Consider the following 12,327-nt stretch of genomic DNA (forward strand, 5'->3'; position numbering starts at 1 on the left):
TGTATGCAGATGGAGGGTAGATACACGAACGCCGGGCGTCAATGGAGCGGGGCCCGCGCTTAGGATCGGCTCATGTCGGAGACAGGGGGCGTCCGGGAGGTGAAGTCCGCGGCGCGCACGGTCGAGCTGCTGGAACTGCTCGCGGCGCGCGGCGACCGGCCCGCGCGGCTGCAGGAGCTCGCGGACGAGCTGGGCGTGCCGCGCAGCTCGATGTACGCGCTGCTGCAGACCCTGATCAGCCGCGGCTGGGTGCGCACCGACGTCACCGGGTCCCTGTACGGAATCGGCATCCACGCCCTGCTGACGGGCACGAGCTACCTCGACTCCGACCCGCGGGTGCGGCTGGTGCGCCCCTATCTCGACGAGGCCTCCGAGGCGCTGGGCGAGACGATCCACCTGGGGCGGCTGGACGGCCGGGGGGTCGCCTATCTGGCCACGCGCGAGTCGCACGAATACCTGCGCACGATCAGCCGGGTCGGCCGACGGCTCCCCGCGCACGTCGGCGCGCTCGGCAAGGCGCTGCTGGCCCAGCGGCCCGACGAGGAGCTGCCCGAGGGGCCCTACGAGGCGCTCACCCCGCACTCGCACACCAGCAGGCGGTCACTGCTGGCGGACCTCGCGCGGACCCGGGCGCGCGGTCACTCCGTGGACCGCGAGGAGAGCGTCCTCGGCATCGTCGGCTTCGGCTTCGCCCTGCGCTACGACGCTCCCGCGCAGGACGCGATCAGCTGCTCGGTGCCGGTGGCCCGGCTGACGCCGGAGCACGAGGAGCGGATCGTGACGGTGATGCGGGAGATCAGGGCGAAGATCGAGGCGACCGCGCCGGGCTCCGCGGGCGCGGCCGACTGGCGTTGACGCACGGACGACGCCGTGGCCGGCCGGCCGGCGTCAGCGCACGGAGGACGCCGGATCCGGAACGGATGACGCCCGACCCGGAACGGCGGACGCCGGATCCGGAACGGCGGACGCCCGACCCGGAAGGGCGGACGCCGGATCCGGAACGGCGGAGGCCGGGTCAGAAGACGTAGGCGTCCACCTCGGCCAGGTAGCGCGCCCGCCGCTCCTCGTCGTCCTCCAGGAACGAGGCGACGAAGGAGTTGCGGGCCAGCTCCCGCAGCCGCTCCTCGTCCAGGCCCAGGGCGGTGCGCACGGCGTCGAAGTTGTCGCCGGCGTAGCCGCCGAAGTAGGCGGGGTCGTCGGAGTTGACCGTGCACAGGAGCCCCGCGTCGAGCATGGCCGGCAGCGGGTGCTCCGCCAGCACGTCGACGGTCCGCAGCCGTACGTTGGACAACGGGCACAGCGTCAGCGGGATCCGCTCCCGCACCAGCCGCTCCACCAGCGCCGGGTCCTCCATGCAGCGCAGCCCGTGGTCGACGCGCTCGACGCCGAGGACGTCGAGGGCCTGCGTGATGTACTCCGGCGGGCCCTCCTCACCGGCGTGCGCCACCCGCCGCAGCCCGAGCGCGGCGGCGGCCTCGTAGACCTCGCGGAACTTCACCGGCGGGTGCCCGACCTCGGCGGAGTCCAGTCCCACGCCGGTGATCCGGTCGAGGTGGGGCTTGGCCGCGTCCAGCGTCTCGAGGGCCGACTCGGCGGACTCGTCGCGCAGGAAGCACAGGATCAGCCGGGTGGAGACGCCGTGCCGGGCCTCGCTGCGGCCCAGCGCCCGCCACAGCCCCTCCACCACCGTGCCCATGTCGACCCCGCGGGCGAGGTGCGCCTGCGGGTCGAAGAAGATCTCCGCGTGCCGCACGCCCTGCGCGGCCGCCCGGGCGAGATAGGCCTCGGCCAGGTCCTCGAAGTCCCGCTCGGTGCGCAGGACCGTCATGAGCTCGTAGTACAGGTTCAGGAAGGACTGCAGGTCCTCGAACCGGTACGCCTCGCGGAGCTCGTCGGTGTCGGCGTAGGGCAGCGCGACCCCGTTGCGGGCGGCCAGCGCGAACGCCAGCTCCGGCTCCAGGGTTCCTTCGATGTGCAGGTGCAGTTCGGCTTTGGGGAGGGGCATCAAAGCATCGTACGGCTGCTTCACCGCCGTTTCGGAACCGGGATCCGCAGAAGGTCGTGGGCGACGGTCAGCTCGCCGTCGAACCCGGCGGCCCGCGCCTGCCGCTCGAACTCCTGCGGCTCGGAGTAGCGCTGGCTGAAGTGGGTGAGGACCAGGTGCCGCACCCCGGCGTCCCGGGCGACCCGGGCGGCCTGACCGGCGGTCAGATGACCGTGGTCCACGGCGAGCCGCTCGTCCTCGTCGAGGAAGGTCGACTCGATGACGAGCAGGTCGGCGCCCTCGGCGAGCGCGTGCACGCCCTCGCACAGCCGGGTGTCCATGACGAACGCGAACCGCTGCCCGCGGCGGACCTCGCTGACGTCGCCGAGCGAGACCCCGCCGATGGCCCCCTCCCGCTGGATCCGGCCGACGTCGGGCCCGCCGATGCCGTGCGCGGCGAGCCGTTCGGGCAGCATGCGGCGGCCGTCGGGTTCGACGAGGCGGTAGCCGTAGGACTCCACCGGGTGCGAGAGCCTGGCGGTCTCCAGCCGGTAGGAGGCGGCGGTGGCGAGCGGCCCGTCCGCGTCGACCGGCGCCTCGGTGATGCCGACCGTCTCGCGATAGGCGGTGGAGTAGCGCAGCCGCTCGAAGAACCGCTGCCCGGAGCGCGGGTAGTGGGCGGTGACCGGATGCGGCACCTGGTCCAGGTTGATGCGCTGGATGACGCCCGCCAGGCCCAGGGAGTGGTCTCCGTGGAAGTGGGTGACGCAGATCCGGTGGATGTCGTGCGCGGCGACCCCGGCGCGCAGCATCTGGCGCTGGGTGCCCTCGCCCGGGTCGAAGAGGAGGCCCTCGCCGTCCCAGCGCAGGAGGTAGCCGTTGTGGTTGCGGTGCCGGGTGGGCACCTGGCTGGCGGTGCCGAGAACCACCAGTTCGCGTACGGACACGGCGGCCTACCCGGGGGGCCAGTGCAGACCGCGGCCGCCCAGGACGTGCGCGTGCACGTGGAACACGGTCTGGCCGGCGCCCGCGCCGGTGTTGAAGACGACGCGGTAGCTGTCCAGCTTGTCCTCGTCGGCCACGGCCTGGGCCTCGCGCAGCAGGTCGGCGGTGAGGGCCGGGTCGGCGGAGGCGAGGGCGGCGGCGCTCTCGTGGTGCGCTTTCGGGATCACCAGGACGTGGGTGGGCGCCTGGGGGTTGATGTCCCGGAAGGCGACGGTCGTCTCGGTCTCCCGCACGATCGTCGCCGGAATGGTCCCCGCGACGATCTTGCAGAACAGACAGTCGTCCCGCGCTTCCCCTGTCATGCGGTTTCCTCCTCGGACGGTGATCAGTACGGGGCATGGTAGCGGGGGGACCGCGTCGCCCCGGCCCGTCCGGGCGCTCGGCCGCGGGCCGCGGCTCCGGTCGGGGCCGGACGGGCGGCGATCCCGGTCAGGGCAGGACCGGCGGCAGTCCCGGTCAGGGCAGAACGGGCGGTGTCTTCGCCGGCGTGGACTCCAGCGAGGCCAGTGCCGACGACACCGCCGCGTCGAGCTGGACGTCGCGGGCGGCCGCGTAGTCCTGCGGGGCGCACACCACCTCGACGTCGGGGTCGACGCCGTGGTTCTCCACGTCCCACCCGTAACCCTCCAGCCAGATGGCGTACTTGGGCTGCGTGACGAGCGTCCCGTCGACCAGCCGGTAGCGGCTGTCGATCCCGATCGTCCCGCCCCAGGTGCGGGTCCCGATCACCGGCCCGATGCCGAGCGCCTTGATCGCCGCGTTGACGATGTCCCCGTCCGACCCGGAGAACTCGTTGGCGACGGCGACCACCGGTCCCCGCGGCGCGTCCTCGGGATAGCTGTAGGCCCGCATCCCGCGCGGCAGGTCCCAGCCGACGATGCGCCGGGCGAGCTTCTCGACGACCAGCTGGGAGGTGTGCCCGCCCCGGTTCTCCCGGACGTCCACGATCAGCCCCTCCCGGGCGACCTCGATCCGCAGGTCACGGTGGATCTGCGCCCAGCCGGGCGCCTGCATGTCGGGCACGTGCAGGTAGCCCAGCCGGCCGCCGGAGGCCTCGTGCACGTACGCCCGCCGGTCCGCGACCCACGCGTGGTAGCGCAGCGCCTCCTCGTCGGCGACGGGAACGACGACGGCGTGCCGCGGCTCGCCCCCGCCGGACGGTGAGATGGTCAGCTCGACGACCTTGCCGGCCGTCCCGATCAGCAGCGGCCCGGGCCCGGTGACCGGGTCCACCGGCTGCCCGCCGACGGCGACGATCGCGTCCCCGGCCCGCACCGCGACGCCGGGCGCGGCGAGCGGGGAACGGGCGTCGGGGTCGGACGTCTCCGAGGGCAGCACCCGGTCGATGCGCCAACTGCCGTCCGCGTGAAGGGAGATGTCCGCGCCGAGCAGGCCCTGCCGGGCGCCGCCGCCGCGGCCGCCGCGCGGTGAGACATAGGCGTGCGAGGTGCCTAGCTCGCCGTGCACCTCCCACAGCAGGTCGACGAGGTCGTCGTGGGTCGCGACCCGCTCCAGCACGGGCCGGTAGCGGTCGAGTACGCCGTCCCAGTCGACGCCGCCGAGGTCGGGCCGCCAGAAGTTGTCCCGCATGATCCGGCCGGTCTCGTCGTACATCTGCCGCCACTCCGCGGACGGGTCCACGACACGGCGGATCCGGCCGAGGTCGACGGTGACGTTGCTGTCGCTGTCCTCGTCGCCGGAGGCGCGCCGGTCGCTGGGGACGACCTTGAGCTTGCCGTCGGTCCACAGCAGCAGCCGCTTGCCGTCGCCGCTGACCTCGAAGCGGTCGGCATCCGTCGCGAGGTGCTCGATGCGCAGGTGGGCGAGGTCGTAGCGCTCCAGCTCGGTGTCCGGGCCGGGGTCGTCCGGGGTGGCGCGGGAGGCCCCGAGGACGCCGTGCACGGGATGCCGCAGCCACAGCACGCCGTCCTTCGCCGCGGCGAGCCCGGAGTAGCGGCCGGCCTCGACCGGGAAGGGCACTATCCGGTCGGCGAGGCCCTCGAGGTCGATGCGGGTGGTGGGGGTGCCCTCGCTGTCGGGCGTCTCCTCCTTGTCGGGAGCCTCGAACGGCTTGCCGTGCCGCTGCGGTCCGAACGGCGAGGGGGTGGTCGCCGCGAGCGTGATGAGGTGCGGGCGGGCGCCGGCCACGAAGGAGAGGTCGAAGACGTGCTCGTCGTAGACCGGGTCGAAGGCGCGCGTGGACAGGAACGCGAGGTGCTTGCCGTCGAGGGTGAAGGCGGGCGCGTAGTCGCGGAAGCGCAGCGGGGTCGCCTCGGTGACCGACAGGTCGGTGACGTTGGCGAGCTTGAGCTGGCTGAGCGGGCGCGGACCGGGGTGCGACCAGGCCAGCCAGGCCGAGTCCGGTGAGAAGACCAGGTCGGACACGTCGCCGTCGGGGCTGCTGTCGACCTCGCGGACCTCTCCGGTCTCCCGCTCGACGAGCAGCAGCCGTCCGTCGTGCGCGGCGACCGCGGCCCGGCTGCCGTCGGGCGCCATGGCGAGCTCGAGGACCCGGCCGAGCCGTCCGGCGGCGAGCCGGCGCGGGGTGGCGCCTGGGGCCGGTCCGGTCGCCGGGGCGAACTCCAGCGCGTCCTCGCCCTCGGCGTCGGTCACCCACACCGCCCACTCCTCCCCCTCCGTGCGGAAGGTGCGCGGCAGCCGGGCCCGCACGCCGGGTTCGGCGGCGAGCGCCCGGGCGGGCCCGGAACGGTGGGTGACCCAGTGGACGGCTCCGCGCACCTCGACGACGCTGCCGCGCGCGGTGTGGTCGGGCGCGGCCCCGCCCAGCCACCGGGAGGCGGCGACCGGGTAGGGACGGCGGTCGGCGCGCTGGCCGCCGAGCCGGACGTCGAGGCGGCGCGGTTCGGCGCCGTCGAGGTCGTCGAGCAGCCACAGCTCGCCCGCGGACATGTACACGATCCGGGTGCCGTCGCCGGCGGCCTGGCGTGCGTAGAAGCTGTCGAGGGGCGTGTGCCGGCGCAGGTCGGAGCCGTCGGCGAGGGAGGAGTACAGGGCGCCCGTGCCCTCGTGGTCGGAGAGGAACGCGATACGGTCCCCGGCCCACACCGGGCACTCGATGTTGCCGTCCAGCTCCTCGTGCAGCCGGACGAACTCCCCGTCGCCTTCCCGGTCGATCCACAGCTTGCCCGCGGTGCCGCCCCGGTAGCGCTTCCAGTGGGCGGCCTCGCGGCCCATCGGCGCGGACAGCAGCACGGTGTGCGGGCCGTGGGCGACCGTGCCGACCGGCCCGTACGGCAGGGTCGTCGCCGGTCCGCCGTCGACGGGGACGGCGCGGGCCCAGCTACGGCGCAAAGTCGCCTGGTCGTAGGTGCTGACGGCGAGGACCCGGCCGTCCGGGGTCCAGCCGCGCACCCGGGTCTGCGCGTTGCCCCAGTACGTCAGCCGGGTCGAGGGCCCGCCGTCGACGGGGGCGATGTGCACCTCGGGCGCGCCGTCACGGGTGGACGTCCAGGCGACGGTGGCGCCGTCGGGCGAGATGCGCGGCGAGGAGACCGGCATGTTGTCGGAGCTGACCCGCCAGGCGCGGCCGCCGTCGAGGGGCGCGAGCCACACGTCGTCCTCGGCGACGAAGGCCGCCAATTCGCCGTGCAGGTGCGGGAATCTGAGATAGGCGGCAGGCGTCGCGAACTGGGTCACCGGATCACTGTATGCATCGCCGGGCCCGCTGGTCAGGGGTTTCCGTCACTTCCCCGCGCCGCCCGCACCGACGGTCTCGGTGACGGTCACGGTGACGGTCGGCCGGACGCCGGGTGCGGCGGAGCCGGACGGCTTGACCGGCGACGGCGTCGCGGACTTGCAGTCGCCGAGCCCGCTCACCCGGAACAGCTGCTTGCCGCCGACGACCGCGGTGAGATCCCCCCGTACGCAGGCCCCGTCGACCGCCCGCGCGATCCGGCCGTCGACCGTGATGTCGCGTCCGTCGGTGGTCTTGCCCCGGCAGTCCACGGCGGCGACGGCGCCCGCCTTCTTCTCGTCCTTGTACTGCGCCGTGCAGGTCAGCCAGCGCACGTCCACGTGCCGCCGCTGGATCTCGGCCGTGGCGGCCACGTCGGTGGTGTGCGCCACGGACAGGGCGCTCAACCCGCCCGGCTCGCACGCCACCACGCCGACCGCCGCGATCGCGAACGCCATCGCCGGAAACAGCCGATCACGCCTCAATACCCCCATGGACGGCAGCGTGCCACTCGGGCGCTCGCGGCGGTAGCCCGTATGCGGTCACGTTCCGCGCGGTTACCGTGGGCGCATGAGCGGCAGGCGTCACAGAACCCTCGTCGTGGACGAGACGACCGTGTACGGGTGGACGGTCCGGCACCGCCACGGGGACGGGCAGCCGTGCCGGGAGATCCTCACCCTGCACCGGGACGGCCTGCGCACCCGCATCGTGTTCCGGGACGGCGAGGGGCGCTATTCGGGCGGCGGCGGATACGGGGCGCACAGCGGCGGGGTGGGCGATCGCCGCCATCATCTCAACCTCCACGAACCCGGTGTGGTGCGCGCCTTCGTCGACGAGGCAGTCCGGCGGGGACTGCTGCCCCTGGACGGGGAGTTGGACGGCTGGGAGCTGTTCACCGCGGTCGTGCTCAGCCGCGCAGCAGGAGCCACTCCTGAAGCTCCACCAGGTTCCCCTCCGGGTCCCTGAGGTGGGCGACGCGCATGCGGTCGGTCATCGGGGCGGGGCCGTGGATCAGGTCGGCGCCGCGGGCCAAGACGTCCGCGCAGTAGGCGTCCAGGTCGTCGACGCGCAGCACCACCAGGGAGCGGTGCCCGTTCGCGGCGTCGCCCAGCTCGCCGAGCACCTCCGCCATCATCGCGCGGTCCTGGATCGCGATGCCCGCCGACCCGGAGGCGGGGCTGAACTTCTCGTACGGCCCCTGCTCCGCGCCCGACTGCGGCTTCAGCCCGAGGACGTCGGCGTAGAACCGGTAGCAGACGGCGAAGTCCTCGACCAGCAGCCTGACTTGGACGAGTTCCACGAAAACCTCCGGAGGACGGGCGGCCGGACGGGCCGCCGCACGAGCGGGCGGGACAGGCGAACGGGGTCAGGACCAGCGGCCGGTGCGGCCGAGGACGAGGGCCGCGGCGGCCGTGCCGGCGGTCGAGGTGCGCAGCACGCTCCGGCCGAGCCGGTACGCCTTCGCGCCCGCCTCCTCGAAGAGCGCCAACTCCTCGGGCGACACGCCCCCTTCGGGGCCCACGACGAGCACGATCTCGCCCTCGGCTGGGAGTTCGGCGGCGGCCAGCGGCTCGCTGCCGTAGTCGCGGTCCTCGTGCAGGACGGCGGCGAAGTCGGCCCGGGCGAGGAGCGCGGCCACCTGGCGGGCGGTCGAGGCCTCCGCGACCTCGGGGAAGCGGACCCGGCGGGACTGCTTGCCGGCCTCGCGGGCGGTGGCCCGCCACTTGGCGAGCGCCTTGGCGCCGCGCTCGCCCTTCCACTGGGTGATGCAGCGCGCGGCCGCCCACGGCACGATCGCGTCGACGCCGGTCTCGGTCATCGTCTCGACGGCCAGCTCGCCCCGGTCGCCCTTGGGAAGGGCCTGCACGACGGTGATCCGGGGCGTCTCGACAGGCTCCTCGACCGTCTCGCCCAGCCGCACGACCAGCCGGTCCTTGCCCTCGGCGGCCACGACCCCGGCCCGCGCCCAGCGTCCGGCGCCGTCGGTGAGGACGACCTCCTCGCCGGCCCGCAGCCGCTTCACCGAGACGGCGTGCCGGCCCTCCGGCCCGTCCAGCACGAACTCGGTCCGGCCGCCCGGGAGTGCGTCGACGACGAAGACGGGGGCGGTCATCGGGCACCGCCCTCTCCGGCCGGAAAGCCCTGTGACAACGCTGTCCGTGCCGCGGCGAGTTCGGTCACCAGTACCTCCACCAGTCGTCCGGCGGGCAGTTCGCGGGCCATCCGGTGGCCCTGCCCCGCCCACAGCGCCATCCCCTGGGCGTCCCCCGCCTTGGCCGCCGCCTTGCGCAGCGGCACGGTGAGGTGGTGCACCTCCGGGTAGGCGGCGGGCGCGTACGGGCCGTGCTCGCGCAGGAAACGGTTGACCAGGCCGCGGGCCGGGCGGCCGGAGAAGGCGCGGGTCAGCTCGGTGCGCACGAAGAGGGGGTTGGTCAGCGCCTGCTTGTGCACGGCGTGCGCGCCGGACTCGGGCGTGGCGAGGAACGCCGTGCCCAGCTGGGCCGCGCTCGCGCCGGCCGCGAGGACCGCGGCGATCTGGCTGCCGCGCATGATGCCGCCGGCGGCGACGATCGGCAGGCTCACGGACTCGCGGACCTGGGCGACCAGGGAGAGCAGACCGATGCCGCAGCCGTCGTTCTCGGGGTTGTCCCGGTGGCTGCCCTGGTGTCCGCCGGCCTCCACACCCTGTACGACGACCGCGTCCGCGCCGGCCCGCTCCACCGCGAGGGCCTCCTCGGCGGTGGTCGCCGTGACCAGCGTGAACGTTCCCGCGCGGCGCAGCGCCTCCAGCGCCTCGCCGCTCGGGACGCCGAAGTGGAAGGACACGACGGGCGCGGGGTTGTCCAGCAGCACCGCGAGTTTGGCGTCGTACCCGTCGTCGCGGCCGCTGTCCGGATCGCCGAGCTCCGTGTCGTACCAGACGGCCTCACCGGCCAGCTGGTGGGCGTAGACGTCGACGGCGCCGGTCTCCGCATACTCGGGCTGCGGCATGAAGAGGTTGACGCCGAAGGGGCGGCCGGTGAGGCTGCGCAGCTGCTTGATGTCCTGGTACATGCCGTCGGCCGTCTTGTACCCGGCCGCGAGGAATCCGAGTCCGCCCGCCTCGGACACGGCGGCCGCGAGCTGCGGGACGGAGACACCGCCCGCCATGGGGGCCTGCACGATCGGGTGAGGGAGGAGATCGGTCAGCGCGGAGGACATGGCGGCATGTTGTCACGTCCTCAGAACAAGTCCGAATCGACCCTTCCCCCAGGCGTCCGGTGTCACCGTCAGCCCGTCCGGCGCTTGAGGACGAGGCCCTTCGGGGGCCGGAAAGCGGGGGTCCGGGGGCGCAGCCCCCGAGGACGGGAAGGGACGGGGCGGCGGGGGCGGAAACAGCCCGCCGCACCCTCACCCGTCACCGCCCGTTGAACGCGTCCTTCAGCCGCGAGAACAGGCCCTGCTGCCCGGGCTGGAACTGCCCCGTGGGTCGCTCCTCGCCCCGCAGCTTCGCGAGCTCCCGCAGCAGCCGCTCCTGCTCGGGATCCAGCTTCGTCGGCGTCTGCACCTCGACGTGCACGATGAGGTCGCCGCGCCCGCCGCCGCGCAGATGCGTGACGCCCCGGCCGTGCAGCGGGATCGACTGGCCGGACTGCGTGCCGGGCCGGATGTCGACCTCCTCCAGGCCGTCCAGCGTCTCCAGGGGCACCTTCGTGCCGAGGGACGCCGCCGTCATCGGCAGGGTCACCGTGCAGTGCAGGTCGTCGCCGCGCCGCTGGAACTGGGCGTGCGGCAGCTCGTGGATCTCCACGTACAGGTCGCCGGCGGGGCCGCCGCCGGGGCCGACCTCGCCCTCGCCCGCGAGCTGGATCCGGGTGCCGTTGTCGACGCCGGCCGGGATCTTCACCGTCAGGGTGCGGCGCGAGCGCACGCGCCCGTCGCCCGCGCACTCCGGGCACGGGGTCGGCACGACGGTGCCGAAGCCCTGGCACTGCGGACACGGCCGCGACGTCATGACCTGGCCCAGGAAGGACCGGGTCACCTGCGACACCTCGCCGCGGCCGCGGCACATGTCACAGGTCTGGGCGCTGGTGCCGGGGGCCGCGCCCTCGCCGCTGCACGTCGTGCAGACGATCGCCGTGTCGACCTGGAGGTCCTTCGTGGTGCCGAAGGCCGCCTCCTCGAGGTCGATCTCCAGCCGGATCATCGCGTCCTGGCCGCGCCGGGTGCGCGAGCGCGGCCCGCGCTGCGACGCCGTGCCGAAGAACGCGTCCATGATGTCGGAGAAGTTGCCGAAGCCACCCGCCCCGAAGCCGCCTGCGCCACCGCCGCCCGCCTGGGACAGCGGGTCGCCGCCGAGGTCGTAGACCTGCTTCTTCTGCGGGTCCGACAGCACCTCGTAGGCGGCGTTGATCTCCTTGAACCGCTCCTGGGTCTTCGGATCCGGGTTGACGTCCGGGTGCAGCTCGCGCGCGAGCCTCCGGAATGCCTTCTTGATCTCTTCCTGCGACGCGTCGCGGCGCACGCCGAGGACGGCGTAGTAGTCCGTGGCCACTTACGACTCCGCCAGGATCTGTCCGACGTACCGTGCCACCGCTCGTACCGCTCCCATCGTTCCCGGATAATCCATGCGGGTCGGTCCGACCACGCCGAGTTTGGCGACTGCCTCGCCGCCCGAACCGTAGCCGACCGACACCACCGAAGTGGAGTTGAGCCCCTCGTAGGCGTTCTCGTGACCGATGCGTACGGTCATGCCCGAATCCCCCGCCTCGCCAAGGAGCTTGAGGAGCACGACCTGCTCCTCGAGGGCCTCCAGGACGGGCCGGATGGTGAGGGGAAAGTCATGTCCGAAGCGGGTGAGATTGGCGGTTCCGCCGATCATCAGCCGCTCCTCGTTCTCCTCGACGAGCGTCTCCAGGAGGGTGGAGAGCACCGTCGTGACGGTCCCGCGGTCCTCGGCCTCGAAGGCCTCCGGCAGGTCCTCCACCAGCCGCGGCACGTCCGAGAACCGGCGGCCGGCCACGCGGCTGTTGAGCCGTGCGCGCAGATCCGCCAGCGAGGACTCCCCGAAGGGCGCCGGGCAGTCCACCAGCCGCTGCTCGACCCGCCCGGTGTCCGTGATCAGCACCAGCATCAGGCGGGCGGGCGCGAGCGAGAGGAGCTCCACGTGCCGCACGGTCGAACGGGTCAGGGACGGGTACTGCACCACGGCGACCTGCCGGGTGAGCTGCGCGAGCAGCCGAACCGTCCGCGCCACGACGTCGTCGAGGTCGACCGCGCCGTCCAGGAAGTTCTGGATGGCGCGCCGCTCGGGGCCGGTCATCGGTTTGACGCCGGCCAGTTTGTCCACGAAGAGCCGGTAGCCCTTGTCGGTGGGGATCCGCCCGGCGCTGGTGTGCGGCTGGGCGATGTACCCCTCGTCCTCCAGGGCGGCCATGTCGTTGCGGACCGTCGCCGGGGAGACGCCGAGGTTGTGGCGCTCGGTGAGCGCCTTGGACCCCACGGGCTCCTCGGTGCCGACGTAGTCCTGGACGATGGCGCGCAGCACCTGGAGCCTGCGTTCACTCAGCATCGCGCGCACACCTCCAGAATCTCGTCCCCCAGTCCCCTGGGCCTTCGCGTTTGGCACTCTTCACATTCGAGTGCCAGCGCTCCCCGGCCAGTG

Annotated in this window: 12 protein-coding genes; 2 read left to right on the forward strand and 10 right to left on the reverse strand. The window is 73.5% G+C overall.

Annotation, left to right across the window (positions count from 1 at the left end; genetic code table 11):
- Nucleotides 1-72: 72 nt before the first annotated feature.
- Nucleotides 73-855, forward strand: coding sequence for an IclR family transcriptional regulator (locus QF032_RS13720; RefSeq protein ID WP_307042831.1), 783 nt, complete (start codon nucleotides 73-75; stop codon nucleotides 853-855).
- Between the two features lie 160 nt (nucleotides 856-1,015).
- Here QF032_RS13720 and QF032_RS13725 read toward each other — a convergent pair whose 3' ends face one another.
- The 5 genes from QF032_RS13725 to QF032_RS13745 all read right to left on the reverse strand — a co-directional run bounded on the left by QF032_RS13725 (nucleotide 1,016) and on the right by QF032_RS13745 (nucleotide 7,177).
- On the reverse strand, nucleotides 1,016-2,005 hold the full coding sequence (locus tag QF032_RS13725) for an adenosine deaminase (RefSeq protein WP_306952360.1): 990 nt from the start codon (nucleotides 2,003-2,005) through the stop codon (nucleotides 1,016-1,018).
- A gap of 20 nt (nucleotides 2,006-2,025) precedes the next feature.
- On the reverse strand, nucleotides 2,026-2,931 hold the full coding sequence (locus QF032_RS13730) for a ribonuclease Z (protein ID WP_307056109.1): 906 nt from the start codon (nucleotides 2,929-2,931) through the stop codon (nucleotides 2,026-2,028).
- A 6-nt stretch (nucleotides 2,932-2,937) separates the two neighbouring features.
- A complete protein-coding gene (locus QF032_RS13735) occupies nucleotides 2,938-3,291 on the reverse strand; it encodes a histidine triad nucleotide-binding protein (RefSeq protein WP_307042835.1) in 354 nt (117 codons plus the stop codon).
- A gap of 154 nt (nucleotides 3,292-3,445) precedes the next feature.
- The gene (locus tag QF032_RS13740) at nucleotides 3,446-6,646 is read right to left on the reverse strand and encodes a S41 family peptidase (protein ID WP_307056110.1); all 3,201 of its coding nucleotides are present in this window, start codon (nucleotides 6,644-6,646) and stop codon (nucleotides 3,446-3,448) included.
- A 45-nt stretch (nucleotides 6,647-6,691) separates the two neighbouring features.
- On the reverse strand, nucleotides 6,692-7,177 hold the full coding sequence (locus QF032_RS13745; protein WP_307056111.1) for a hypothetical protein: 486 nt from the start codon (nucleotides 7,175-7,177) through the stop codon (nucleotides 6,692-6,694).
- Nucleotides 7,178-7,253: 76 nt separating this feature from the next.
- Here QF032_RS13745 and QF032_RS13750 point away from each other — a divergent pair, with 76 nt between their 5' ends.
- Nucleotides 7,254-7,649: a hypothetical protein gene (locus QF032_RS13750; protein WP_306952355.1), complete on the forward strand. Its 396-nt coding sequence runs from the start codon at nucleotides 7,254-7,256 to the stop codon at nucleotides 7,647-7,649.
- On the opposite strand, the gene QF032_RS13755 is transcribed toward QF032_RS13750, so the two are convergent.
- The 5 genes from QF032_RS13755 to hrcA all read right to left on the reverse strand — a co-directional run bounded on the left by QF032_RS13755 (nucleotide 7,591) and on the right by hrcA (nucleotide 12,234).
- A complete protein-coding gene (locus QF032_RS13755; RefSeq protein WP_307042844.1) occupies nucleotides 7,591-7,983 on the reverse strand; it encodes a VOC family protein in 393 nt (130 codons plus the stop codon). The two genes, QF032_RS13750 and QF032_RS13755, sit on opposite strands and share 59 nt — an antisense overlap.
- Nucleotides 7,984-8,049: 66 nt before the next feature.
- Nucleotides 8,050-8,796 carry a 16S rRNA (uracil(1498)-N(3))-methyltransferase gene (locus QF032_RS13760; RefSeq protein WP_307042846.1) on the reverse strand — a complete coding sequence of 249 codons (747 nt, stop codon included), beginning with the start codon at nucleotides 8,794-8,796 and terminating at the stop codon, nucleotides 8,050-8,052.
- Nucleotides 8,793-9,884: a nitronate monooxygenase gene (locus QF032_RS13765; protein ID WP_306952352.1), complete on the reverse strand. Its 1,092-nt coding sequence runs from the start codon at nucleotides 9,882-9,884 to the stop codon at nucleotides 8,793-8,795. Before QF032_RS13765 ends, QF032_RS13760 begins: the two co-directional genes overlap by 4 nt.
- 196 nt (nucleotides 9,885-10,080) lie before the next feature.
- Entirely contained in the window at nucleotides 10,081-11,217 is a 1,137-nt protein-coding gene (gene dnaJ / locus QF032_RS13770) for a molecular chaperone DnaJ (RefSeq protein WP_307042848.1), read from the reverse strand.
- On the reverse strand, nucleotides 11,218-12,234 hold the full coding sequence (gene hrcA / locus QF032_RS13775; RefSeq protein WP_306952350.1) for a heat-inducible transcriptional repressor HrcA: 1,017 nt from the start codon (nucleotides 12,232-12,234) through the stop codon (nucleotides 11,218-11,220).
- Nucleotides 12,235-12,327: the final 93 nt, after the last annotated feature.

This window comes from Streptomyces achromogenes (assembly GCF_030816715.1).
Taxonomy (GTDB): Bacteria; Actinomycetota; Actinomycetes; order Streptomycetales; family Streptomycetaceae; genus Streptomyces; species Streptomyces achromogenes_A.